General features: G+C 67.2%; 24 protein-coding genes and 1 tRNA gene. 9 read left to right on the top strand and 16 right to left on the bottom strand.

Annotated elements, in window-relative coordinates:
• Positions 1 to 4: 4 nt before the first annotated feature.
• Together P7V53_RS12245 and P7V53_RS12240 are read right to left on the bottom strand one after the other, a co-directional pair.
• Positions 5 to 1,189 carry an acetyl-CoA C-acetyltransferase gene (locus P7V53_RS12245; protein WP_280155750.1) on the bottom strand — a complete coding sequence of 395 codons (1,185 nt, stop codon included), beginning with the start codon at positions 1,187 to 1,189 and terminating at the stop codon, positions 5 to 7.
• Positions 1,176 to 1,736 (bottom strand): PaaI family thioesterase, encoded by a 561-nt coding sequence (locus P7V53_RS12240; protein ID WP_280155749.1) that lies wholly within the window; start codon positions 1,734 to 1,736, stop codon positions 1,176 to 1,178. Before P7V53_RS12240 ends, P7V53_RS12245 begins: the two co-directional genes overlap by 14 nt.
• A 54-nt stretch (positions 1,737 to 1,790) precedes the next feature.
• Here P7V53_RS12240 and P7V53_RS12235 point away from each other — a divergent pair, with 54 nt between their 5' ends.
• Both P7V53_RS12235 and P7V53_RS12230 read left to right on the top strand, forming a co-directional pair.
• A complete protein-coding gene (locus P7V53_RS12235; protein ID WP_280155748.1) occupies positions 1,791 to 2,246 on the top strand; it encodes a MarR family winged helix-turn-helix transcriptional regulator in 456 nt (151 codons plus the stop codon).
• 10 nt (positions 2,247 to 2,256) lie between these two features.
• The gene (locus P7V53_RS12230) at positions 2,257 to 2,412 is read left to right on the top strand and encodes a hypothetical protein (protein WP_280155747.1); all 156 of its coding nucleotides are present in this window, start codon (positions 2,257 to 2,259) and stop codon (positions 2,410 to 2,412) included.
• A 172-nt stretch (positions 2,413 to 2,584) separates the two neighbouring features.
• Here the strand turns inward: P7V53_RS12230 and P7V53_RS12225 are convergent, their stop codons facing one another.
• The 5 genes from P7V53_RS12225 to P7V53_RS12205 form a co-directional block, all read right to left on the bottom strand.
• Complete coding sequence (locus P7V53_RS12225; RefSeq protein WP_280155746.1) at positions 2,585 to 2,902, bottom strand: hypothetical protein; 318 nt, start codon at positions 2,900 to 2,902, stop codon at positions 2,585 to 2,587.
• Between the two features lie 16 nt (positions 2,903 to 2,918).
• The gene (locus P7V53_RS12220) at positions 2,919 to 3,188 is read right to left on the bottom strand and encodes a hypothetical protein (RefSeq protein WP_280155745.1); all 270 of its coding nucleotides are present in this window, start codon (positions 3,186 to 3,188) and stop codon (positions 2,919 to 2,921) included.
• Between the two features lie 49 nt (positions 3,189 to 3,237).
• Positions 3,238 to 4,071 carry an alpha/beta hydrolase gene (locus P7V53_RS12215; RefSeq protein ID WP_280155744.1) on the bottom strand — a complete coding sequence of 278 codons (834 nt, stop codon included), beginning with the start codon at positions 4,069 to 4,071 and terminating at the stop codon, positions 3,238 to 3,240.
• 21 nt (positions 4,072 to 4,092) lie between these two features.
• Positions 4,093 to 5,070, bottom strand: a complete 978-nt coding sequence (locus tag P7V53_RS12210; protein WP_280155743.1) for a tripartite tricarboxylate transporter substrate binding protein — start codon at positions 5,068 to 5,070, stop codon at positions 4,093 to 4,095.
• 228 nt (positions 5,071 to 5,298) lie between these two features.
• Positions 5,299 to 7,548, bottom strand: a complete 2,250-nt coding sequence (locus P7V53_RS12205; RefSeq protein ID WP_280155742.1) for a DUF6351 family protein — start codon at positions 7,546 to 7,548, stop codon at positions 5,299 to 5,301.
• A gap of 112 nt (positions 7,549 to 7,660) precedes the next feature.
• Here P7V53_RS12205 and P7V53_RS12200 point away from each other — a divergent pair, with 112 nt between their 5' ends.
• Positions 7,661 to 8,638, top strand: coding sequence for a LysR family transcriptional regulator (locus P7V53_RS12200; protein ID WP_280155741.1), 978 nt, complete (start codon positions 7,661 to 7,663; stop codon positions 8,636 to 8,638).
• A gap of 582 nt (positions 8,639 to 9,220) precedes the next feature.
• On the opposite strand, the gene P7V53_RS12195 is transcribed toward P7V53_RS12200, so the two are convergent.
• The 4 genes from P7V53_RS12195 to P7V53_RS12180 all read right to left on the bottom strand — a co-directional run bounded on the left by P7V53_RS12195 (position 9,221) and on the right by P7V53_RS12180 (position 13,021).
• Entirely contained in the window at positions 9,221 to 9,586 is a 366-nt protein-coding gene (locus P7V53_RS12195; RefSeq protein WP_280155740.1) for a hypothetical protein, read from the bottom strand.
• A 232-nt stretch (positions 9,587 to 9,818) separates the two neighbouring features.
• Positions 9,819 to 9,895, bottom strand: a tRNA-Val gene (locus P7V53_RS12190).
• A gap of 34 nt (positions 9,896 to 9,929) precedes the next feature.
• Positions 9,930 to 12,158 carry a bifunctional (p)ppGpp synthetase/guanosine-3',5'-bis(diphosphate) 3'-pyrophosphohydrolase gene (locus P7V53_RS12185; RefSeq protein ID WP_280155739.1) on the bottom strand — a complete coding sequence of 743 codons (2,229 nt, stop codon included), beginning with the start codon at positions 12,156 to 12,158 and terminating at the stop codon, positions 9,930 to 9,932.
• Positions 12,155 to 13,021, bottom strand: a complete 867-nt coding sequence (locus P7V53_RS12180; RefSeq protein ID WP_280155738.1) for an alpha/beta hydrolase — start codon at positions 13,019 to 13,021, stop codon at positions 12,155 to 12,157. Before P7V53_RS12180 ends, P7V53_RS12185 begins: the two co-directional genes overlap by 4 nt.
• A gap of 56 nt (positions 13,022 to 13,077) precedes the next feature.
• On the opposite strand from P7V53_RS12180, the gene P7V53_RS12175 reads away from it, so the two are divergent.
• On the top strand, positions 13,078 to 13,848 hold the full coding sequence (locus P7V53_RS12175; protein ID WP_280155737.1) for a 3-hydroxybutyrate dehydrogenase: 771 nt from the start codon (positions 13,078 to 13,080) through the stop codon (positions 13,846 to 13,848).
• A gap of 13 nt (positions 13,849 to 13,861) precedes the next feature.
• On the opposite strand, the gene P7V53_RS12170 is transcribed toward P7V53_RS12175, so the two are convergent.
• Complete coding sequence (locus P7V53_RS12170) at positions 13,862 to 14,563, bottom strand: SIMPL domain-containing protein (RefSeq protein WP_280155736.1); 702 nt, start codon at positions 14,561 to 14,563, stop codon at positions 13,862 to 13,864.
• Between the two features lie 162 nt (positions 14,564 to 14,725).
• On the opposite strand from P7V53_RS12170, the gene ompR reads away from it, so the two are divergent.
• Together ompR and P7V53_RS12160 are read left to right on the top strand one after the other, a co-directional pair.
• Positions 14,726 to 15,460 carry a two-component system response regulator OmpR gene (ompR, locus tag P7V53_RS12165; RefSeq protein WP_280155735.1) on the top strand — a complete coding sequence of 245 codons (735 nt, stop codon included), beginning with the start codon at positions 14,726 to 14,728 and terminating at the stop codon, positions 15,458 to 15,460.
• Positions 15,461 to 15,588: 128 nt separating this feature from the next.
• Positions 15,589 to 16,917, top strand: coding sequence for a sensor histidine kinase (locus P7V53_RS12160; protein ID WP_280155734.1), 1,329 nt, complete (start codon positions 15,589 to 15,591; stop codon positions 16,915 to 16,917).
• 13 nt (positions 16,918 to 16,930) lie between these two features.
• Here the strand turns inward: P7V53_RS12160 and ispF are convergent, their stop codons facing one another.
• The gene (gene ispF, locus P7V53_RS12155) at positions 16,931 to 17,428 is read right to left on the bottom strand and encodes a 2-C-methyl-D-erythritol 2,4-cyclodiphosphate synthase (protein ID WP_280155733.1); all 498 of its coding nucleotides are present in this window, start codon (positions 17,426 to 17,428) and stop codon (positions 16,931 to 16,933) included.
• A gap of 37 nt (positions 17,429 to 17,465) precedes the next feature.
• A complete protein-coding gene (ispD, locus tag P7V53_RS12150) occupies positions 17,466 to 18,158 on the bottom strand; it encodes a 2-C-methyl-D-erythritol 4-phosphate cytidylyltransferase (protein ID WP_280155732.1) in 693 nt (230 codons plus the stop codon).
• Positions 18,159 to 18,259: 101 nt separating this feature from the next.
• Between ispD and mfd the strand changes: the two genes are divergently transcribed.
• The 3 genes from mfd to serB all read left to right on the top strand — a co-directional run bounded on the left by mfd (position 18,260) and on the right by serB (position 23,125).
• Entirely contained in the window at positions 18,260 to 21,703 is a 3,444-nt protein-coding gene (gene mfd, locus P7V53_RS12145; protein ID WP_280155731.1) for a transcription-repair coupling factor, read from the top strand.
• A 163-nt stretch (positions 21,704 to 21,866) separates the two neighbouring features.
• Positions 21,867 to 22,340, top strand: a complete 474-nt coding sequence (locus P7V53_RS12140) for a YciI family protein (RefSeq protein ID WP_280155730.1) — start codon at positions 21,867 to 21,869, stop codon at positions 22,338 to 22,340.
• A 74-nt stretch (positions 22,341 to 22,414) separates the two neighbouring features.
• Entirely contained in the window at positions 22,415 to 23,125 is a 711-nt protein-coding gene (serB, locus tag P7V53_RS12135) for a phosphoserine phosphatase SerB (protein WP_280155729.1), read from the top strand.
• Here serB and P7V53_RS12130 read toward each other — a convergent pair.
• Both P7V53_RS12130 and rraA read right to left on the bottom strand, forming a co-directional pair.
• The gene (locus P7V53_RS12130; RefSeq protein WP_280155728.1) at positions 23,079 to 23,507 is read right to left on the bottom strand and encodes a MerR family transcriptional regulator; all 429 of its coding nucleotides are present in this window, start codon (positions 23,505 to 23,507) and stop codon (positions 23,079 to 23,081) included. The two genes, serB and P7V53_RS12130, sit on opposite strands and share 47 nt — an antisense overlap.
• 21 nt (positions 23,508 to 23,528) lie before the next feature.
• Entirely contained in the window at positions 23,529 to 24,026 is a 498-nt protein-coding gene (gene rraA / locus P7V53_RS12125; RefSeq protein ID WP_280155727.1) for a ribonuclease E activity regulator RraA, read from the bottom strand.
• Positions 24,027 to 24,110 lie beyond the last annotated feature (84 nt).

The following is a 24,110-nucleotide window of genomic DNA, read 5'->3' as shown; positions in this document are numbered from 1 at the left end:
CCGGTCAGAGCATTTCAAGGGCCAGCGCGATGCCCTGGCCGCCGCCGATGCACAGCGTGACCACGCCGCGGCGCAACCCGTCCCTGCGCATGGAGTGCAGCAGCCGCGTGGTAAGCACCGCACCGGTGGCGCCTATGGCATGTCCGTGGGCGATGGAGCCGCCTTCGACATTGACGATGTCCTCAGGCAGGCCGAGCTCCCGCAGGCAGGCCAGCGTGATCGCCGCGAAGGCTTCATTGATTTCAATGCGGTCGATGTCGCCGATCTTCCAGCCTGCGCGCTGCAGGGCAAGAGTGACGGCCGGCACGGGACCGATGCCAAACATGCCCGGTTCGACCGCGGCGACGCCGTGCGAAACCAGCCGCGCCCACGGCCTCAGCTCCAGCCGCTCCGCAGTGGCTCGCTCCGCAACGATCATGGCCGACGCCGCGCTGTTGAGGCCAGGGGCGTTTCCGGCGGTGATCGTGCCGTCCTTGCGGAACGCCGGCTTCAACTTGGCCAGCGTCTCGACCGTGGTGTCGGGGCGGTTCGCCTCGTCGCGTTCGAAGCGCACCGGGCCTTTGCGGCCCGCCAGTTCAAGGCCGAGGATCTCGTCATCAAACTTGCCTGCCGACTGCGCCTGGCTGAAACGTTGCTGCGAGCGTGCGGCCCAGCGATCCTGGTCCTCACGGGAGATGTCATAGCGGCTGACCAGGTCCTCCGTATGCCACCCGGAGTGCTGCCCACTGAACGCATCGTGAAGGCCATCGCGCAGCATGCTGTCCAGGATCTGGGCGTCGCCCATGCGATGCCCCCAGCGACCACCAGGCATCAGGTACGGCGCCTGATCCATGTTCTCCATGCCACCAGCGACGACGACGGTGGCATAGCCAGACATCACTTCGAGCGCCGCAGACGCGATGGCCTGGGCGCCAGAGCCGCAAACGCGGTTCAACGTCAGCGCCGGCACGTTCACCGGCAAACCACCGCCGACCGAAGCTTGGCGGGCGGGATTCATCTTCGTGCCGGCCTGGATGACGTGACCAAGCAAGACGCTATCGACGTTTTCGCCGGCAAGGCCAGCTCGCCTCAGGGTCTCGCGGACAACGGCGGCACCCAGGTCAGGGGCTGGCGTGTCCTTCAAGGCTCCGCCGTAGGTGCCGATGGCGGTCCGGACAGGTGAACAAAGGACGATCTCAGGCTTGGACATGGGGGGCTCCAGAAGCGGGTGGGGTGTGGTCGAAGATCAAGCAGGTGGTAGTGGCGTGGGCATAGAGCTTCCCGTCGGGACCGACGATTCGCCCCTCCGCGGTGGCGGTCTGGCGACCCGCATGGATGACCCGGCCCTCAGCCCGCACCAGCGGGACTGAGTCGCTGAGCGGGCGGATCATGTTCACCTTGAGCTCAAGCGTCGTGTAGCCCTTCTCGGCCGGCAGCGTCGAGTGCACGGCACATCCCACGGCTGAGTCCAGCAGGGTGCAGTACCAGCCCCCATGCACCGTTCCCAGCGGGTTGTAGTGACGACGCTGGGGCCGGCCCTGGAAGATGGCTACGCCAGGCTCGATATGGACGGGAATGAAGTCCAGCGTGTCGCCGATGGGCGCCGGCGGCAGCTCCCCGGCAAAGATCGCCTCGAAGATCCGCATGCCTGTGCGGCCGAAGACGTGCGCCCTTGGCTGCACATCTGCTGGCAGAAGCCTGTCGCGCACTTGCCGCTCTCTGGCCTGCCATTGCTCAAGAACTTCGTCAGTGGTCATTGCGAACCCTTCCGCAAACTTGTATTTGCAATAGTTGTATATACAATATCACACGTGAAAACCAAGACTAAACCGCAGGGCTGTACCAACCTGATGCTGCGTCAGCTTGGCCGCGTAGTGACGCGGCACTACGACGGCTATGTTGCTGAGGCCGGCCTCAAGAACATGCAGTACGCGCTGCTCTCCCACGTCGTCAAGCTTGGTCCGATGAGGCCAAGCGACCTGGCGCGCCGCATGCAGATGGATCCTTCGACATTGACGCGCAACCTCCAACCCCTGACTGCTCAGGGGTGGATCAAGATCGGCGAGGGTGAGGACGCCCGCAGCCGGTCGGTAGAGGCCACACCCGCGGGTCACGAGAAGCGAGTTGAAGGGCTGCGCGCCTGGAAGGCGGCTCAGACTGCGCTGAACGGGCGCTTGGGCGTCGACCGCGTGCTCGCACTGCACGAACTGCTCGACGACTGCCTGGACAGTTTGTCCGCTGACGCCGACGATGCCGGCGCCGATTGACCCTCGCACGTTGTCGACCGGCTCGCTGCTGCTGCTTGCCGGGCTCGCTGCGCTCGGCGCGTTGGCCGCCAACATCATCCTGCCGGCGTTCCCGGACATCGGCACCGAGCTGCGCGCAGCGGCCACGGCATCGACGCTGCGCTCATGCAGCTTGACGGCACCATAGCCTGCGTCGATGGCCCGTTGCACGTTCTGCACCACCCGCGCGCTGCTGCCGTAGTACTGCAGCAGCGAGGCATAGGCCGGCACGCGGGAACGCGCCGCGCCACCGAGAAGATCGAACAGTGGCCTGCGCTCGAGCTTGCCGCGCAAGTCCCACAGCGCGATGTCGAGCCCGCTCAACGCATGCCGCACGAACCTGAACGTCCGGGGTTGTGCAACGTGCGCTCCAGCCGCGCGGTGAGGGTCTGATCCGAGGCGTCCTCGCCGCAACCCAAAGGCGCGATGCGGCTTTGCATCAGCGCGCTCACTGCGGTGATTTCGCCGCCGTACGCTTGGCCCCAGCCAACCAGGCCGTTGCCGAGCGCCACACGAACCAGCACGCTGTCCAGCGTCGTGCGCGGCTTGCCAACGCACAGCGGGGGATCGGCCCAGTGGTTGAACGGCAGCCGCAGCGGAATGCAGGTCGCTGCAGCGATGATCGAGACCGTGGCCATGAATCGCCCCTGGCGGTCAATCGTTGAACCGGATCCCGGCAGTGGCCGGCTCGGGCGCAGCGGGTGCGGTCAGCGTGCCGCAGTTGCTTTCGTTCGTCTGAGCGTTCAGCGCGCGGCGGACGAAGGCGAGTTCGTCGTCGAACGCGGCGTTGACGATGCCCGAGTAGGTCTTCCACACCAGCGGGTTGCCTCCGGCGCACAGCGCCGCCGCCGCGGGATGCTGTCGCCGCGGCGGTCGCCGGCCGCCGCACCGGTCGGCATCGACGGATGCCGCGACGTCGCGCAAGCAACCGCCAAGGCGGCCACGGACAGCACGGCAATTCGACCCGAATGCTTCATTCGGTACGTGGTGGATCGAGACCTGTGAGGCCTGCAACGCGGCGCTGCAGGAAGTGAAGCACGTGACGGTTGAACTCGGCGGGCTGCTCAAAGTAGGCCGAGTGGGCGGCATGCTCGATCACAACCACCTCGCTGCCCGGCACAACGCCCGCAAGGTCATGCATCGCGCTCACCGGGACGATCGGGTCCTCGGCGCCAACCACGAACAGCGTGGGGCACAGCAGCGCTTCGAGGTCGCCCACGCGCGTCAGCGACTGCGGCTCGTTCAAGCGCCGGAGCGCGCGATGCCAGTCCTCGGGCGCAATGCGATGGGCGCTCGGGTTGAAATGATTGATCTGCGCGTACAGCGCCGCGAGCGCAGGCTGCTCATCCAGGAACTTGCGCCCCAGCGAGCGCTGCTCGATGGCGAGCGCCGACACAGTACAGAAGCGCCGCTCGACGCTGGCCACCAGCGGCGGATGGTCCACTGCCAGCGAGCTGTCGCAGGCCACGAAGCCGCAAACCCGCTGCGGATGGCGCAGCGCCAACTGCAATCCAATCATCCCGCCCAGCGACTGGCCGATCACGACGACTTGTTCCAGCCTCTCGTGATCAAGCAGTGACACCGCGTCGGCCACGAAGTGGCCAAGCGTGAACTCGTCGGTGGGCGCCATGGAACGTCCGAAGCAACGGATGTCCATCGTCAGGCACGTGTGCTGCGCCGAGAATGCGGGCAGTTGCTGCCACCAGGTGGCCGCGTTGGAGCCTGCGCCGTGCAAAAACAGCAGCGCCGGTCCCGCGCCGTGGCGCTCGTAGTAGATCTCGCATCCGTGCGAACGAACAAAGGGCATGCTGTGCCTGCCTCGTGGTGCTCAATTCGCCTTCAGGTTCAGGCTGCGCGTGAGCTGGCCCCAGCGCTCGGTGTCGCTGCGCACGAGTTGGGTGTACTGTGACGGCGACATCAGCATCGCCGTCAGGCCCTCGGCAGCCAGCTTCGCCATCAGGTCCTTGCTGGCCATGCTCGCGCGCACCGCGGCATACACCTTGTCGACGATCTCCGGCGGCGTGCCTTTCGGCGCCGACAGGCCGACCCATGAGATCACCGTGAGCTGCTTGTGGCCGATTTCCTCGAAGGTGGGCACCTGGGGCAGCTCGGGGCTGCGCGCGGCGCTCGACACCGCCAGCACCTTCAGCTTGCCGCTCTGCACGTGTTGCATGGCGCCGCTCCCGGGAATCACCGTGATCGGCACCAGGCCCGCCAGCACGTCCTGCAGGGCCGGCGCGCCGCCCTTGTAAGGCACATGCGTCAACTGCGTTCCGGTAGCTCGTTGAAGCAGCTCCATCACCAGGTGACCGGTACTGCCTTGGCCCGAGGTGGCGTAGTTCAGCTTGCCCGGCTCGCGGCGGGCCTGCTCGATCAGGCCGGCAAAGCTCGCGATACCGGCCTGGCTGTTGACGACCAGCCATTGCTCGCCGCCCGCGATGCAGGCGACATGCGCGAAGTCGGCAACGATGTCGAACGGCACTCGCTCGTAGATGCCTTGCGCGATGGTGTTCAGCATGCCGGTCATCGTCAGCGTGTAGCCGTCGGGCGCCGCCGTCGCGCCGGCCTGTGTGCCGATGATGTTGCCCGCACCTGGCTTGTTCTCGATGAAGACGGGCTGCTTGAGTTGTGCCGACATCTCCTGCGCCAGCGGACGGATCGTGCGGTCGTAGGCGCCGCCGGGCGGCGCGGGAACGATGATCCGGATCGGCTTCGTCGGCCACGCCGCCGGCTGCGCGCGCGCGAACGGCGCCGTCCCGAGAGCCACGAGCGTGAATGCCGCCAAGCGGCGCGTGACGGGTTTCAACGACGTCCCCTAAACTGCGCCGCGCGATGCATCCCTCCGCAACCGCGCTGCTGAACCGCTTGCTCCCATCGCGGTGGCGGCATGCTGCGGCTGATCGGATCGGAGTCGGCGACCCAAAGCCTGCTGGTGCCGGCATTGCCCGAGTTCGTCGCGCGCCATGGCATTAGGCAGGCATATTCAGCGCGCGGCTGGCGCCGGCCTTGCTGACTTGCGCCGGTACTGACGTGGTCAGCGGTGATGGTGGTCGTCATAGCGATCGTCGTCGGCATCAAAATCACGATCCAATCGCACGGCATGACCCGGCTTCGGGAAGGCCAGCCAAGCGTCCTTCAGCGGCCGCTGCTCGACGCCCGGCTTGGACCAATCGCAGACGCCCTGCGGGAAGATCGCTTGCAGCCTGGCCCACTCTGCGCTGGAGAACGATACTTTGTAGTCAGCCGGCCGCACGGGCTTCAGTTGGCACTTCAGGATGTCACCCGCTGTTGGCCCACCCGCAGCGATGCGGGGGTCGTCGTGCACTGGGAATTGTGTGTTGCACACCCCGGGATCGCTCGTGTCGAACGGATGATCGTGCGTGACGCCGGCGTCGTCCCAGCACTGGTTTTTGAGGCTGGCGGGTCGGTTGCGAATAACCTTCTTGGCGTACGAGCCAGGTGCTCTGTCGGCTGCGATGTTGCGCTGCCACTCGTCGTGCGCCAGGAGCGCCATGCGCATGAAGTTGACAGTACCGTTCTGCGGCATTGTCCACCGAGCGACATTGTCCGTCGTTCCGTTTGCTTTCTTCATGCGCTCGAGCATGGCCCTGCTTCGATGAAACGAGTGGATGTCCGCCTGGAAGTCGACGTAGTTCCTGTATTGGATGATCGGCAACGTCATGTTCTCGCCGTCATTGATGCGACCGTGCCGGTACGCGTGCTTGATCCCGATGAGGTCGCCCTGGCTGCGCGTGGGCACCGGATTGGCGTCGACGTCGATGCCCCCGATGCTCTCATTCAAATCCAGAAACTCTGTCACAGTGATGGCACCCTGGTTGAGTGCCTTCAATCCGTACTGGACACCGATGTTGTCGTAGTAGGTGCGCGCGAAGCCGGTGAGCGGACTGATCCCCATCGAATTGACCGAGCCGTCCTGCAGGGTCCCGCGTGCGCCCCCAGGGTTGCTTGCGGCGTTGTATCTCAGCGCCTCGGTTACCACGTCGTCAAATCCGTCTGTCGGCCCTGGCCAATCGAAAGAAAAGCGCAGCCAGCCATCACAGTTGGTCCGCCCGCGGGGATCAATGGCGTAACCGTCGACCTTCGCTCGCCGATCGGCGGGCCAATTTGCCGGGTTCTTGCTGAAGACGTTGTTGAGCAGCCCGCAGTCGATGACATCGACCGAGATGCTCATGACGTCTGGGAAATTGCGCACCGGCGTGATGGCATCGAACAAGCCTGGATAGTTGTGGGCGATAAGCTGCTGCTGAATGGCCCCGCCAGAACTACCTAAGGCAACTGTGTATTTCGGAACCCCGTACTGCTCGATGAAGCGCTCCTTGACCATCATCACCGTCTCGGCCGAAACCACCTCGTCGGATCCGGTGCCAAAGACATTGCGCGTCGCCGTGGCCACAGCGAACCCGAGCCGTAGAGGTTCATCTCGCGTTGAGATCGTGTCGGAGACGTTGATGGCGTTGGTCGCTGAATTACGCCCGGAACGGAAGCCGGCCGCGGCACCACCAACGAAGTGATAGAACAGCTTGCCGTTCCATCCCGGGCCTGGCTTCTTGCCCGTCGGCGACCACGGGTCTCTGATCGGATTGCTCGGGTCGTCCAGGATCGCGATCCGATAGATGGATTCGTTGATCGTTCCTGACTCCACGCGCACGATGTACTTCACCGTCGTGCCGTCGATCGTGGTGGTTGTTGCGACATCTGCCGGCAGCGGACCCGCCGGCAAGGGCAACAGTGCGCCGGATGTGGAACGATAGAACCACTCGTACTTGGTCGCACCCATGCACGGGCCCGCTGCGGGAGGAGCACCGAGACCTGAGGCCTCGGTTTCGCAAATCCACGGACGCTGATGGGGCCCGAACATCTCGCCGGAGATTGGGTAGTTCACCACGTCCAGGGATCCGGCGTGTTGCCACCCGCTTTGCCGCCTGTCGCCAACAGTGACTCGGTTCTTGCCTTCCCGCATCCCGCTGACCAAGCCGGTCAGCTTGGCTCCGGACGAGTCGGCGCTCAACTGATCCGTGACATCCGCGCCGTTGAGCCTTACGACCACATCACGCTTGCGTGCGTAGCGAGGCAACTGGACCTCGATCACCGCATCCCCGCCGCTAACCAGGTTAGGCCTGCTCGACACGACCCGAATCTCCCAGTCGGGTCCAAAGTCCGCGGCGGCTGGGAATACGGCTGTGCATATCGCAACGGCCCCTGCGCATCTGAGCAAGGCTCGACGAAAGCGGCCGCTCGGGCCGGCGCTGCTGGTGCAGTCCATGGTTGTCTCCTGATAGGCCTGTATCCGTCAGACCCTTGACCACAGACGGTAGCCATCGCCGGCCATTGCCACCAATGAATTCGGCGGCCCTGGTATTAGAATTTCCGATATCTTGAACCTGACTGCCTCGACGCTCCTTAACCGACTGCTGACACGAGGCAAGTTTCGCCACATCCAAGTGCTGTTGAAGATTGCGGAACTTGGAAGTGTGCAGAGGACCGCCGACGCCATCGGCCTGACGCAATCCTCGGTGACGCAGGCACTTGCCTACATTGAACGGCTGCTGGAAGCGCAGCTCTTTACCCGCCATGCTCGTGGCGTCCGTCCGACAACAACTTGCCTGGAACTGTTGCCGGTGGCCCGCCAAGTCATGCAAGGGCTTGTCGAAGGCGCCGAAGTCATCGCCTCTCGGCACCGGCATGGGCAAGGGACAGTGCGTCTCGTCACTTCCGTGGCTGCTCTCAATATGCTCACAGACGCGCTGCTCCAGTTCAGTCAGCGCCTCCCATCCATTGAGGTGCACGTTCGCGAAGCAGAGGGAGAAGATCAGCTCTTGGCCATTGCGCGTCAGGAAGTCGACTTGGTTGCTTGTCGACGTCCTTCAGCCATACCCGAGCGTTGGCAGTTTCTGCCTCTGCTGGAGGACGAAGTGGTGATCGTGTGCTCGGCTGACCACCCACTGGCGCGCAGCCGGCGGTTCGACGAAGCCTCGCTGGCCGCGCAATTGTGGGTGATGGTGCCGTCAGGTACGACAGCGCGCGAGCGCTTCGACGAATTCGTGAGCAAGCTACCCGCAATGCCACGGACTCACTCGCTGATCACGCGAAACGCAACGCTCTTGGTCCGCCTGCTGCAACAGCGAGGCGCATTGACGATGCTGCCGCTCAGCTTCGTGCGCGACTTCGTCCAACAGGGTGAACTTGCGCTGGTGAAGATGCGTGATACCCAACCCATGCTTCCGATGGGCTTACTGCATCAGGAATCGGGGATGAGCGAGGCCACCACCAAGCTGTTCGATTTCTTAACCCGAGGTCGTATTGATCGGGGCGGTCGCGGTCGCACACGGCGAAAGGTCAGTCACGCTGATTGAAACCGTGAGTCTTGCACGCCATGGCTTCACGTTCGCGCTCGCGCCGTTCACCAAGTCAGCAAGTGATCTCTCGTGTATCGAATCGCGCAGAGCTCGACACGATGGACATCGGCGTGAAGGCACCGGGCACCGCACCTCGCCGCGCGGACATCGGCGGCCTCGGGGAGCCGACGTTACGGTGGCGTTCGAGGCGTCACACTCATGCCTGGGCAACGCCTTGTGGCGGATGAGGACGGGGTTGTGGTGCTTCCGATCGGCGTCAGCGAAAGTGACATCGACATCGCGAACAGCTTGGCCGCGACCGCAGCGTATGTTTCTGCAAAGGCTTCGACCTCGGCTGGTCCAACACCATCGCTGAACACCTCGGCCTGATGGCCGGCTCGGCGTATCTCGGTCGACGTGCTCCGACTCCAAGCAGCGGGTGCTGTCGATGCAGTGACTTCACATGCAACATGACGACCGTTTGACCGAGGCATAGACTTGTTCGTGCGACCCTCAGCATTCCTCAGGCCGAGGTACAGACGAACAAGACCGACGCAGCCGACGCGCGCGCGATCTGTGCCGTACGCCTGATCGCTCGTGTCAGTGAATGTCCCTGCGCGACGTGGCCGACTGGCCGCCGGCGCGCGCGAGATCCTTGCCCTGGATTCCGGCGAAGAGCTTGGCGGCGCGGACCTTGATGTCGAGCAGTTCGTTGGCCGTGACGCTGTAGCGACCGCTGAAGAGGTCGACCTGTACGCTGAACTCGACGTCCTTCCCGGCATGGGACAGCTTGCCGCTTGTGAACGCGTAGTCAGGCAGCGTCGCCGGAATGCCTTTCGCCTGCACGTCGTAGTTGGCGTAGGTCACTTCGTGGATCTCACCGCTGGCGAGGTCCAGGAATCCGGTCGAGTCCACGATCTGCTCGTCGAGCTCGTCCGCAATGGTGATGGGTACTTGAAGGTGCATGGCGATTCCAGTCTGGTTGTCGCGGGGAAACTCTCCGCGACCTGCAGGCCTCTCCCGGCTGCATGACGTGGACCGTAGGCGCGCTCCACCCGGAGTCACTCTCTGCGCCATCGGCCGCAAGGTCAATGGTCAAGTGGACAGCCGCGGAGGAGAGACTTTTGGTACTTTTTTGGTACCACCAACAAAAAAGCACTTGGCGTCTCCGCTAAGTGCTTGTTCTGTCTACCGAATTTGGTAGGCGCGATTGGACTCGAACCAACGACCCCCACCATGTCAAGGTGGTGCTCTAACCAGCTGAGCTACGCGCCTGCGAAGCCTCGCAGTATAGCAGCAGATCCGACCGTCACTTGCGCCGCGCCGATCGCACGCCGGCCACGCGGCCGACCAGGTGCAGCACTTGGGCCAGCCGGGCGGCGTCGGCGACCTCGATGGTGAAGGTCATCCAGGCGGTACCGCCCTGCGCATCGCGCACCGTCTGCGTCTTCACGCCGGCGACGTTCATCTTCTCCTTGGCGAAGACCTCGGAGATGTCGCGCAGCAGGCCCTGGCGGTCTGCCGCCTCGACCATCACGTCGACCGGATACATCGCACCCTTGTCGCCCCTCGGCACGCCCCATTCGACGGCGATGACGCGTTCCGGCGAGCGCGCGGCCATCTCGCGGAAATTGCTGCAGTCGCGGCGATGGATCGCGACGCCCTTGCCGCGTGTCACGTAGCCGCTGATCGCATCGGGGGGTGCAGGCCGGCAGCAGCGCGCCAGCGTCGTCAGCAGCGACTCGACGCCCACCACCAGGACGCCGCCCTTGGGAGACTCGCCTTCGGCGCGCGTTCGCTTCAGCGCGATGACCTCGTCGGGCGTCGGCAGCGGCTCCGCCGGGCGCAGGAGGTTCTCGATGTGCCGAAGCGAGAACTCGTCCTTGCCGACCACCTCGAAGAGCGCATCGGCGTTGCGGAAACCGAGTTGCGCAGCCAGGTCGTCGAGCTTGATCGCCGTTCGCCCTTCGCGCTGCAGCAGCTTCTCCACCGCCTCGCGGCCGCGCGCGATGGTGCCGGCCAGCGCCAGCGCGTTGAACCAGGCGCGCACCTTGGCGCGCGAGCGCGTGCTGCGCATGTAGCCGAGCTCGGCGTTGAGCCAGTCGAGCGACGGACCGCCCTCCTTGATCGCCGTCACCTCCACCGTCTGGCCGCTCTTCAGCGGCGTGTTCAGAGGCACCATCGCGCCGTCGACCTTGGCCCCGCGGCAGCGGTGGCCGAGGTCGGTGTGCACCGCATACGCGAAGTCGATGGGCGTCGCGCCGGCCGGCAGCTCGACCACCGCGGCGTCGGGTGTGAAAACGTAGATGCGATCGTCGAACACCCCTTCGCCGGTACCGGTGCTCGGCGCCGCGAAATCCCGCTCCCAGGCGAGCAGCTGTCGCAGCACCGCCTTGCGCGCCTCGGCCACCTGAGCGTCGAAGTCGGCGCCTGCCACCACGCCGGCGTAGCCCTTGGTGCCCGCTTCCTTGTAGGCCCAGTGGGCCGCGACGCCGTGCTCGGCATGCTCGTGCATCGCGCGTGTGCGGATCTGCACCTCCACCGCGCGGTCGTCCTGGTCGAGCACCACAGTGTGCAGCGACTGGTAGCCGTTGGCCTTGGGCTTGGCGATGTAGTCGTCGAACTCGCCGGGCACGGGCCGGTACAGCTCGTGCACCCGGCTCAGCACGGCATAGCAGTCGGGCACGCCGTCGACGATGACGCGCATCGCCCGGATATCGAACACGCGGGTGAAGTCCAGGCTCTTGCCCTGCATCTTCTTCCAGATGCTGTACAGGTGCTTGGGCCGCCCCTGCACTTCCGCGCGCAGACCGTGGGCGCGCAGCTGCGCCATCAGGCGCACCCGGAATGCCTCCACGCGCTGTTCGCGCTCGACCCGCTTCTCGTCGAGCAGCCTTGCCACGGTGCGGTAGTCGTCGGGCTGCAGGAAGCGGAACGACAGGTCCTCCAGCTCCCACTTGATCTGCCAGATGCCCAGGCGGTTGGCGAGCGGCGCGAACACCTGCATCGACTCGCGGGCCAGCACCTCGGGACAGGCGCGGCGCGTGGCTGCGTGGTAGCGCAGCGTCTGCAGCCGCGACGCCAGCCGCAGCAGCACCACCCGCAGGTCGCGCGAGAACGCGAGCAGCATCTTTCGCACGCGTTCGGTCTGCAGCGCGCGCTGGTCCTCGCCGACCTTGGCGTCGCGCGCCGCCCGCTGGATCTGCACCAGCTTGCGCGTGTGCAGCACCAGGCTCGCGTGCGAAGGACCGAAGGCCTTCTCCACCACCTCTTCCGGCTTGTTCAGGAAGTCGCCGGCGTAGACCAGGTAGGCCGCGGCACGCATCGACGGCGCCGCGCCGATCTGCTGCAGCACCGCGGCGACGCCATCGGCATGCGCGAGCGCATCCTCGCCGGTGTCCAGCGCCCGGCCGGCCAGCAGCGGCTCGGCGAAGGCCCGTGCGCGAGCGAGCTGGGCGGCCTCGTCGGCGGCGTGCTCGTCGACGAGCTGGACGATCGGCGCCGCGCTGTCGTGCCCCGCCTGCAGTCCGGTCTTCATGGGGACAGCAGGAACTCCCGCACGACCTCGATCTGCTCGGGCGACGTCAGCATCGGCGCGTGACCGACGTTGCTGAACTCGTGCAGGCGCGCCTTCGGGCCGCGCTGCGTCATGGCCAGCGCCGTCTCGCGCGTCAGCAGGTCGGAGTCGGCGCCGCGCAGCAGCAGCGTGGGGCACGAGATGGCGTCGTAGGCCTTCCACAGCGCCGCCTCGCCGAGCGCCGCAAGCTGGGGCGTCAGCGCACGAAACGGGACCGCGATGGCCGGGTCGTAGTGCGGCTTGAAGCCGTCGCCTTCGGCCTTCAGCATGGGCTCGGTCAGCGCCATCCACTGCTCGCGCGTGTGCGTGCCGAACCCCTGGGAGATGCTGAGCATGTAGTCTGCCGCCTCGTCGATCGACTGCCAGCGCATCGGCAGGCCGAGGTAGGTGCCGATGCGGGCGAGCGCCTCGGCCTGGATCGTCGGGCCGACGTCGTTGAGCACCAGCTTGCGCACGGGCGATTGGGCGAGCGATGCGAGACCCAGCCCGATCAGGCCGCCCATCGAGGTGCCGACCCAGTGCACCGTGTCGGCGTTCAGGCGCGCGAGAAGCGTCACCATGTCGCCGACGTAGCCCGGAAGCTGATAGCCCGCCGGATCGGCCAGCCAGTCGGAGCGGCCGCGTCCGACGACGTCCGGCGCGACGACCCGATAGTGCGGCACGAGCGCACGCGCCAGGGTGTCGAAGTCGCGGCCCTGTCGCGACAGGCCGTGCGCGCAAACCAGGAGGCGCGGATTGTCCGCATCGCCCCACTCCCAGTACGCCATCCGATGCAGGCCGCGCGCATCGAGGCACTGCACATGTTCGAGACGGGGTTGCTGCATGGCGGGCGCTCGGTCGGGGTCTTCGATAATGCATCGTATCAACAGGAGATACGCACATGCTCAAAGGAAAGACCGCCCTCGTCACCGGCTCGACCAGCGGCATCGGACTCGGCGTCGCGCTGTGCCTCGCCAGGCAAGGCGCCAACATCGTGCTCAACGGCTTCGGCGATGCCGAAGGCCCGCAAGCACAGGTTCGCGCGCTCGGCGTGAAGGTGGGCTACCACGGCGCCGACATGAGCAAGCCGGCGGACATCGCCGCAATGATGGCCTACGCCGAGCGCGAATTCGGCGGCACCGACATCCTCGTCAACAACGCCGGCATTCAGCACGTGGCCAACGTGGAGGACTTCCCGGTCGAGAAGTGGGACGCGATCATCGCGATCAACCTCAGCTCTGCCTTCCACACCACGCGGCTGGCGATTCCCGCGATGCGAACGAAGAACTGGGGCCGTGTCATCAACATCGCGTCGACCCACGGGCTGGTGGCGTCCGCGCAGAAGTCGGCGTACGTGGCGGCCAAGCATGGCATCGTCGGCTTCACCAAGGCGCTGGCGCTGGAGACGGCCACCACCGGGATCACCGTCAACGCCATCTGCCCCGGCTGGGTGCTGACGCCGCTGGTCCAGAAGCAGATCGATGACCGTGCCGCACGCGAAAGCCTGCCGGTGGACCAAGCGAAGGTCGAGCTGCTGCGCGAAAAGCAACCTTCCTTGCAGTTCGTCACCCCTGAACAGCTGGGCGAGCTGGCAGTATTTCTGGCTTCGCCCGCCGCGGACAACGTGCGCGGCGCGGCCTGGAACATGGACGGCGGCTGGGTCGCGCAGTAGCCCGCACCGCCGGTCACTTGGTCATCTGCACCGTGCCGGTGACGCTCACCGTGACCGGCGCCTTGCCGGCTTCCACCGGCAGCGCGGCGTCTTCCTTCATCGCCATGGCCTGCGCGCGCATCATCGGAATCGGGCCGACGGGCGGTTCGCTGGCGTTCACGCTGACCTCGCGAAGCGTGTAGCCCGAATAGCCGAAGTGCGTCGCGTACTCGGCCGCCTTCGCGCGGTAGCGCGCGATCGCCTGCGCCGTCACCTCGGCTTCGCTGCGCTCGCGCAGCTCGCGCGACAGGCCGTAGGCGACGCGCTGGATGGTCAGGCTGTTGATGCGTCCCACGAGCTGGGCGATCGCCGGCATGTCGCGGCCCTCGACGAGCAGTTCCGCCGAACCCTGCCAGCCGGCCATGACGCCCTTGTTCGTGTAGCGGGGGTACAGCGAGAAGTTGCCGGTCTGCACATCGACCTGCCCCGGCTTCGCCGCGCGGCGCGCCTCGGTCAGTGCCGCATCCAGGGCCTGCTTGAGCGCTGTCTGCACGGCGTTCGCATCAGGACCGTCGCGTGTCGTCGACAGGGTCACCGACATCAGGTCCTTGGTCACTTCGACGGACGCCGTCGCGCTCAGGTTGACGACACCGGTCGGTGGCGGCATGTCGGCGCGGGCCGCGGCGCTCAGCCCGCACGAAAGGGCCACGACGGACGTCACGAGAACTCGCTTCATGGGATCGATTCCTTCTCTTTCAGAGGGGGCGCAGGGTACTTGCTCTTCAACGGCGCACTCGTCCAAACGGGGTTCGCAAGACTTGTAACAGAGGGTCAAACCGCCCAAAATGGGTCTGCAAACCTGCGCAAAATGCCGCTGTTACAAATTTGGAGTTTGCCCATGACCACCGCACCTACCGCCCGCGCCGACCGCGTCGTCGTTGTCGACGACGACGCTCGCATCCGCGACTTGCTGCGGCGATATCTGACCCAGGAAGGGTTCGAAGTGCTGCTCGCGGAGGACGCCAAGGCGCTGAATCGCGTGCTGACGCGCGAGACGGTCGATCTGATCGTGCTGGACCTGATGCTGCCCGGCGAAGACGGCCTGTCCATCTGCCGCCGCCTGCGTGCCGCCAACGACGTCACGCCGATCATCATGCTGACGGCCAAGGTCGAGGACGTGGACCGCATCGTCGGACTGGAGGTGGGCGCGGACGACTACCTGCCCAAGCCGTTCAACCCGCGCGAACTGCTCGCGCGCATCCATGCAGTGCTGCGCCGCCGCCCGTCGCTCGAGGCACCCGGGGCACCGGCCAAGGAGGCGCAGACGGTCACCTTCGGTCCCTTCGAGTTCGACTTGGCGCTGCGTCGGCTGTCCAAGGAAGGCGAGCAGATCGCGCTCACCACCGGCGAGTTCTCGATGCTGAAGGCGCTGGTGCGCCATCCCCGCCAGCCGCTGTCGCGCGACAAGCTCGCCCAGCTCGCGCGCGGCCGCGAGTTCGAGCCCTTCGACCGCAGCCTCGACGTGCAGATCTCCCGCCTGCGCAAGATGATCGAGCCCGATCCGGCCCAGCCGCGCTACATCCAGACCGTATGGGGCGTAGGCTACGTCTTCGTGCCGGATGGCACGGCGTAGCCATCCCATCCGGCTTTGCCGGTCATACACTGCTCCCCCAGCCCCCTTCGGGAGGGGGCTCCAGCATGAAGCACAAGCCGGCCTGAGGGCCGGCTCTTTACGACAGCTCTGCCCCTTCCCACCCCTCGATGGCCCAAAAGCACGTTGCGCTCAGCCTGTTCTGGCGCACCTTCTTCCTGCTGGCCATCCTTCTCGCCGGCGGCGTGTTCGCCTGGACGCAGACCTTTCGCGCGATGGAGTTCGAGCCGCGCGCCGTGCAGGCGGCGCAGCAGATCGCGAGCCTGGTGAACCTGTCGCGCGTCGCTCTGCGCAGCACCGATGGCATCAACCGCGTCGCGCTGATCAAGAGCATGCAGAACCAGGAGTCCATGCGCCTGCAGCCGCGCGAGCCCACGGACAAGTGGGAGCCCTACGAGGTCGACCGCTTCACCCGAGCGATCGGACAGGAGCTGCGCTCGCGGCTGGGCCCCGACACGCTGGTGGCGAGCGAGGTCAATGGCGCGTCGGGCCTGTGGGTGGGCTTCTCGTTCGACAAGGATCCTTACTGGCTGCAGGCGGACCCGACGCGCATGCAGCCGATCACCTGGACCACGCTGGTCGTCTGGGTGGGCATCGCGCTGGTGGCCACCGTGCTCGGCTCGGTGGCCATCGCGCGGCTCATCAACCAGCCGCTGCGAGACCTGTCGTTCGCCGCGAGCCGCATCCGCGAAGGCGAGTTCGATTCGCGGCTCGACGAGAACACGCTGACCTCCGAGATCCGCCAGGTGAACATGGGCTTCAACCGCATGGCGCGCGAGCTCGCCAAGGTGGAGGAAGACCGCGCGGTGATGCTTGCCGGCATCTCGCACGACCTGCGCACGCCGCTGGCGCGGCTGCGCCTCGAGGCCGAGATGAGCGTGCAGGACGAGGAGGCCAAGCGCAACATGGCGTCCGACATCGACCAGCTCGACGCCATCATCGACAAGTTCATGGACTATGCGCGCCCGGGCGAGGTCAAGCTGACCCCGGTGCACCTGTCCAGCCTGGTCGACCGCGAGATGGCCGCGTTCCGCGACCCCAGCCAGATCCGGATCATGTCGCGCGTGGCCATCGACACCAAGGTGATGGCCGACGACACCGAACTGGGCCGCGTGCTGCAGAACCTGTTCGAGAATGCCCGCCGCTACGGGCGCTCCACCGACACCGGCATCGCCCGCGTCACCGTGAGCTATGCGCGCACGGGCCCGTGGGTCATCCTCAGTGTGCGTGACCACGGCCCCGGGGTGGACCCGAAGAAGATCGCCCAGCTGACCACGCCGTTCTTCCGCGGCGATGCCGCGAGGACCGCGGCCACCGGTGCGGGCCTGGGGCTTGCCATCGTGGAGAAGGCGGTGCAGCGCATGGGCGGGACGTTCGAGATCACGAACGCGGCCGAGGGCGGACTGATCGCGCACATCCGGTTGAAAAAGGCGCCCTGAGCAGCGGCCGGCGTCAAGGCCGGAAGAGCAGGCAAACCGCGCTCGCCTCGATCGCCAGCCCCTCCCCCACCGGCCCCATCTTTTCGGCGGTCTTCGCCTTGACGCTGACCTGATCCAGCGCCACGCCGAGCGCGGTCGACAGGCGCTGACGCATCGCGAGGATGTGCGGCGCCATCTTGGGCGCCTGCGCGACGATGGTGCTGTCGACATTGCCGATGTGCCATTGCGCAGCGCGCACGCGCCGCGCCGCTTCGGCCAGCAGCGCCAGCGAGTCGGCGCCCTTGAATCGCTCATCGGTATCGGGGAAGTGATGCCCGATGTCGCCCAGCGCGAGTGCGCCGAACAGCGCGTCGGTGATCGCATGGCACAGGGCGTCGGCGTCGGAGTGGCCCAGCAGGCCATGGGTGTGAGGCACTTCCACGCCGCCCAGGATCAGCGGCCGGCCGCTCACCAGCGCGTGCACGTCCCAGCCTTCGCCGATGCGGATGCGGGGAATCGGCGGCCGGGTCACGACAGCCCCTCGCTCGGTGCGGCTTGCGCCTTCGTCGTCATGAACGTGTCCTCAGAAGGCGCTCCGCAAGCTCGAAGTCCTGCGGATAGGTCAGCTTGAAATTCTCCGGCGAGCCGCGCACCAGCCGCGGGGCCAAGCCCATGGCCTCGATCGCGCTCGCTTCGTCGGTGACGCCGGGGCCGGCGTGCACGAGCGCCTCGCGCAGCGTGCCCAGTCGGAACATCTGCGGCGTCTGCGCCTGCCAGGTGTGCGCGCGGTCCAGCGTGCCGGCAACGCGGCCGTCGCGCTCCTGCTTCAGCGTGTCGGGCACCGGCAACGCCAGCAGCCCGCCGACCTGGTCGTCGGCGCAGGCGTCGATCAGCGCATCGATCCACTCGGGCCGCACCAGGCAGCGCGCGGCGTCGTGCACCAGCACCCAGTCGTGCTCCCATGCACCACGCCGTGCCAACTCGGCCAGGCCGTTGGCGACGCTCTGCGCCCGCGTGTCGCCGCCGCAGCGGGCCACCGCGCCGCGAAACCCCGGCACGCGCGCTTCGAACTGCACATCGTCCGGGCCCAGCACGACGAGCACCTGCGCGATCCGCGCCACGCCGGCCAGCGCCGCCAGGGTGTGCGCGACCACGCTGCACCCGGCCACGTCGGCGTACTGCTTGGGGCCCGCCGTCGCGGCGCGCGAGCCGGTCCCGGCGCAAGGCACCAGGGCATGAAAGCGTGGGGACTGTGCGGGCATCGTTGGGGGGCCAAAGGGCGCCGAATTCTATAATTCGCCGCTCGCATCGCCCCGTGGGAAGCACCTCTCGGGGCGATTTGCTTTGGCCCTTGTTCGCCTCGATGCAGATCCCCTCCATTGCCCCCGGCAAGCGCTTCACGCTCGCCCGCCCCATCGGCTCGGCCGACGCGCTGCTGCTGGCGCGCTTCGCGCAGTCGCGCGCGGCGCAGAAGCAGCTCACCGCGATCGTCACGGCCGAGCCGGCCGACACGCAGCGGCTCGAAGGGGAGCTGGCATTCTTCGCACCCGAGCTGCGCATCGCGGTCTTTCCCGACTGGGAGACCCTGCCCTACGACACCTTCTCGCCTCACCAGGACCTCATCTCCGAGCGCCTGGCGACGCTGTGGCGCATCCGCCAGGGCGAGGTCGATGTCGTGCTGCTGCCGGCGTCCACGGCGTTGGTGCGGCTGGCCCCGCCGAGCTTTCTCGCCGCCTACACCTTCCACTTCAAGCAGAAGGAGAGCCTGAACGAAGCGGGCCTGAAGGCACAGCTGACGCTTGCCGGCTATTCGCATGTGAGCCAGGTCGTGTCGCCGGGCGAGTACGCGGTGCGCGGCGGCCTCATCGACCTGTATCCCATGGGCTCGCCGGTGCCGTACCGGGTGGACCTGTTCGGCGACGAAGTCGATTCGATCCGCACCTTCGACCCCGACACCCAGCGCAGCCTCTACCCCGTGCCGGAAGTGCGTCTGCTTCCCGGCCGCGAATTCCCGATGGACGAGGAGTCGCGCACCGCCTTTCGCGCCCGCTGGCGCGAGCGCATCGAGGGCGACCCCACCAAGGTGCGGCTGTACAAGGACATGGCGGCCGGCATCGCGACCGCCGGCATCGAGTACTTCCTGCCGCTGTTCTTCGACAGCACCGCGACGATCTTCGACTACATCGGCGAACCGGCGGCCCTGGCGCTGCACGGCGAAGTGGACGAGGCGCTGGCGCGCTTCTGGACCGACACGCGCGAGCGCCATCGCTTCCTGCAGCACGACCGCGAACGGCCCATCCTGCCGCCCGAGGACCTGTTCCTGAAAGTCGAGGAATTCTTCGCCCTCGTCGGCCGGCACGCCAGCTTGTCGCTGCGCGGCAAGGAGCCGCTCGAGTGGGCGCGCCCGCTGCCCGACCTGAGCGTGGACCGCGGCACGCCGGAGCCGCTGGGCAAGCTGCAGCGGCACGTGGCCGGCACGCCGCACCGCGTGCTCATCGTGGCCGAGAGCGAGGGCCGGCGCGAGAGCCTGCTGGAGCTGCTGCGCGACAACAGGATCGAGCCGCCGAGCGTTGCCACGCTGGCCGAATTCGAAGCCGGCGACGAGCGCTTCGCGATCGCCGCGGCGCCGCTCGCCGAGGGCTTCTTCTGGCACGAGCCGGACGAGGGCCGCGCGATCCAGTTCATCACCGAGACCGAGCTCTTCGCCACCTCGCCGACGGCGCGGCGCAAGCGCAAGCAGGAGCAAGTCAGCGACGTCAACGCGCTGATCAAGGACCTGTCGGAGCTGAAGGGCGGCGACCCGGTGGTGCATGCCAACCACGGCATCGGCCGCTACGTCGGGCTGATGAACATCGATCTCGGCGACGGACCCAGCGAGTTCCTGCATCTCGAATATGCCGACAAGGCGACGCTGTACGTCCCGGTGGCCCAGCTGCACCTGATCAGCCGCTACACCGGCGTCAGCGCCGAGGAGGCGCCGCTGCACAAGCTGGGCTCGGGGCAGTGGGACAAGGCCAGGCGCAAGGCCGCCGAGCAGGTGCGCGACACCGCGGCGGAGCTGCTCAATCTCTACGCTCGCCGCGCTGCGCGCGAAGGCTACGCGTTCCGCTTCCAGCCCCACGACTACGAAGCCTTCGCCGCCAGCTTCGGTTTCGAGGAGACGCCCGACCAGCAGGCGGCCATCCACGCGGTCATCCAGGACATGGTGTCGCCGCGGCCGATGGACCGGCTGGTGTGCGGCGACGTGGGCTTCGGCAAGACCGAGGTCGCGCTGCGCGCCGCCTTCGTTGCCGTCGTCGGCGGCAAGCAGGTGGCCATCCTCGCGCCTACCACGCTGCTGGCCGAGCAGCACTACCAGAACATCTCCGACCGCTTCGGCAAGTGGCCGGTGAAGGTCGCCGAGCTGTCGCGGTTCCGCTCCGCCAAGGAAGTGAAGACCGCGCTCGACGGCATCGCCGACGGCAGCATCGACATCGTCGTCGGCACGCACAAGCTGCTGAGCGCCAGCGTGAAGTTCAAGCGACTCGGCTTGCTGGTGATCGACGAGGAGCACCGCTTCGGCGTGCGCCACAAGGAGGCGATCAAGGCGATGCGCGCCGAGGTCGACGTGCTGACCCTGACCGCCACGCCGATCCCGCGCACGCTGGGCATGGCGCTCGAAGGCCTGCGCGACCTCAGCGTCATCGCCACCGCGCCGCAGCGGCGGCTCGCCATCAAGACCTTCGTGCGCAACGAGTCCACCGGCACCATCCGCGAGGCGGTGCTGCGCGAGCTCAAGCGCGGCGGTCAGGTCTACTTCCTCCACAACGAGGTCGAGACCATCGAGAACCGGCGCGAGAAGCTCGCCCAGCTGCTGCCCGAGGCACGCATCGCGGTGGCGCACGGCCAGATGCCGGAGCGCCAGCTCGAATCAGTGATGCGCGACTTCGTCGCCCAGCGTCACAACCTGCTGCTGTGCTCCACCATCATCGAGACCGGCATCGACGTGCCCAGCGCCAACACCATCGTGATCAGCCGCGCCGACAAGTTCGGCCTGGCTCAGCTGCACCAGCTGCGCGGGCGCGTCGGCCGCTCGCATCACCAGGCCTATGCGTACCTCCTGGTGCCCGACGTGGAGGGGCTCACCAAGCAGGCGGCGCAGCGCCTCGAGGCGATCCAGCAGATGGAGGAGCTGGGCTCGGGCTTCTACCTCGCGATGCACGACCTGGAGATCCGCGGCGCCGGCGAGGTGCTGGGGGAGAACCAGAGCGGCAACATGATGGAGGTCGGCTTCCAGCTGTACAACGACATGCTGGCCGAGGCGGTGCGCTCGCTGAAGGCAGGCCGCGAGCCGGACCTGCTGTCGCCGCTGTCGGCCGCCACCGAGATCAACCTGCATGCGCCGGCGCTGCTGCCCGACAGCTACTGCGGCGACGTGCACACGCGGCTGTCGCTGTACAAGCGCCTGGCCACGGCAGAAAAGGCCGAGCACATCGACGCCATGCTGGAGGAGATCACCGACCGCTTCGGCAAGCTGCCGCCGCAGGGCCAGACCCTGTTCGACGTGCATCGCCTGCGCGTCCTCGCCAAGCCCTACGGCGTTCTGAAGATCGATGCCGCGCCCAGGCTGATGGTGATCAGCTTCAGGCCCAACCCGCCGGTCGATGCAATGCGCATCATCGAGCTGGTGCAGAAGAACCGGCACATCAAGCTGGCCGGCAACGACAAGCTGCGCATCGAGAAGGAGACGCCCGAGCCTCGCGATCGGGCGCAGCTGATCCGGGATGTGCTGCGGGCGCTGGGAACGCCGCAGGCGGCGATGGCGTGATGGGGGGTACCCCCGATTCGCGCGATTGGCGGGCACGGCGCAAAGGCGCACCATGGCTTCCGGTTCCCCCTGCCGGCAGGGTGGTGGGAACCCCTCCCACGCCCCGGCGGACCCAAGGCCGCCGGGGCGTTCCTCCGTGTGGTGGTCAAGGCAAGGGGCTGCGATGTCCGCGTTCCGTGCGTTCATGTCGAAGACCGGCTTGATCCTGCTGGCGCTGTGTGCCCAGGCGCACGCGGCCGGCCCGCCCGCCGGCCCCGCCTACGACGAGGCGCTGGCGAAGTCCGTCGGTGCGGACGAGCGCGGCATGCGCAGCTATGTCCTGGTCATCCTGAAGACAGGCCCGAACCGCGTGCCGGCCGGAAGGGACCGCGACGAGATGTTCAAGGGCCACTTCGCGAACATCGACCGGCTGGCCGCCGACGGAACCCTCGTGCTGGCGGGGCCGCTGGACGGCGTGGACGGGTGGCGCGGCCTCTTCGTCCTCGCCGTGGCGGACATCGAGGAGGCGCGCAGGCACGTGGCCACGGACCCCGTGGTCATCCAGGGCGAGATGGTCGCCGAGTATCACAAGTACTACGGCTCGGCCGCCCTCATGCTCGTGCCGCAGGCCCACCGCAAGGTCGACAGGACGCGGTGACCGTGCCGCCAGGCACCGACTGGGCCGGCGGGGTGCGACCGTAGAATCCGACTCCCTCCTTCGCCGTCCCGCCCATGTCCGCCTCGTCCCCTCCCGGCCTCGTCGTCCGGGGCTTCACGCCGCCCCTTCGCTTGGCCGACTTCCGCCTGCTCGCGCTCGACATGGACTCGACGCTGATCAACATCGAGTGCGTCGACGAGATCGCGGCGGCCGCGGGTCGCAAGGCTGAGGTCGCCGCGATCACCGAATCGGCAATGCGCGGCGAGATCACCGACTACAAGGAGAGCCTGCGCCAGCGCGTGGCGCTGCTCAAGGGCGTGCCGGTGAGCGCGCTGCATGCGGTGTACGAGCGGCGCCTGCAGCTCAACCCCGGCGCCGAAACGCTGGTGCGCGCGGCGCAATCGGCCGGCTTGAAGACACTGCTGGTGTCGGGCGGCTTCACCTTCTTCACCGACCGCATCCGCGATCGGCTGGGCATCGACTTCACGCGCTCCAATGTGCTCGGCGTGCACGACGGGGCGCTCACCGGCGCGATGATCGACCAGCCCTGGGGCGACATCTGCGACGGCGAAGAGAAGAAGCGCATGCTGCTGACCACCTGCGCCCAGCTGCACATCGAGCCGACCCGGGCGATCGCCGTCGGCGACGGCGCGAACGACCTGCCGATGATGAGCGTGGCGGGCCTGTCGGTGGCCTACCACGCCAAGCCCAAGGTGCGCGAGCAGGCGATGGTCGCGATCAACGACGGTGGGCTGGATCGACTTCTCGAGCTGGTGAGGCCGTAGCCGCAGCCTCTGCGACGCGCGGGCCCTGGCGCTGCAGGCGCGTCTGGTAGGCCGCGACGGTCTCGCGCAGCCGCGCGAGATGCTCGTGCTGCGAGCGCAGCTGGGCGGCCACCTTGTCGGAATGGCGCTCCAGCAGCGCGAGCCGCGCCTGCAGGGTGGCGTCGCCCTGCTCGCGAAGCGAGCAGTAGCGCTGCATGTCGCGGATCGACATGCCGGTCTGCCGAAGATGGTGCAGGAAGGTGACCCACTGTGAATCCTGCGGGCCGTAGACACGATGGCCGTTGGCCTCGCGCCCGATCTGGCCCATCAGGCCGACGCGCTCGTAGTAGCGCAGCGTATGGGCAGTGAGCCCGGTGTGCTCGGCGAACTCGCGGATGTTCATCTCGAGTCCCTGGAAGGAGTGTCAGGCCGGTTCGGCCATCACGACCATGCCGTCGTCGTCGGCGTACAGCCAGTCGCCCGGCCGCACCCACACGCCGGCGATCTGCACCGGCACGTCGCGCTCGCCGGTGTTGCGCTTCTCGGTGGGCAGCGGCATCAGCGCCAGTGCGCGGATGCCGACCTCGGCCTGCGAGAGCTCGGCGCTGTCGCGCACGCAGCCGTGCACGACGATGCCGGCCCAGCCGTTGCGCACCGCCGCCGCAGCGAGATTGCCGCCGACGAGCGCCCGGCGCATCGAGCCGCCGGCATCGACCACCAGCACGCGATGTCGTCCCGCCTCCTCCAGCGCCGCCTTCACCAGCGAGTTGTCCTCGAAGCAGCGCAGCGTGCTCACCGGGCCGGCGAAGCGGCGCCGCGCGCCGAAGTCGCGGAACACCGGCGGCAGCACACGGAACGCGCCGCTGGCGTCGTTCTTGTGCAGGTCGCACAGGTCGCAGGTGCTGAAGTCGGGCGTGGTCATGGCGTTCCTCGATGGTAGTGCGGCCGCCCCGCGCCGTGAGTCGTCATTGGTAACACGCGGCGACGGGCGGCGCGCCATGCGCGC

Source organism: Piscinibacter sp. XHJ-5, from assembly GCF_029855045.1.
In the GTDB taxonomy this organism is placed as follows: Bacteria; Pseudomonadota; Gammaproteobacteria; order Burkholderiales; family Burkholderiaceae_C; genus Albitalea.
Note: the sequence above shows the minus strand (reverse complement) of the source record. Positions and strands in the feature narration are given on the sequence as shown.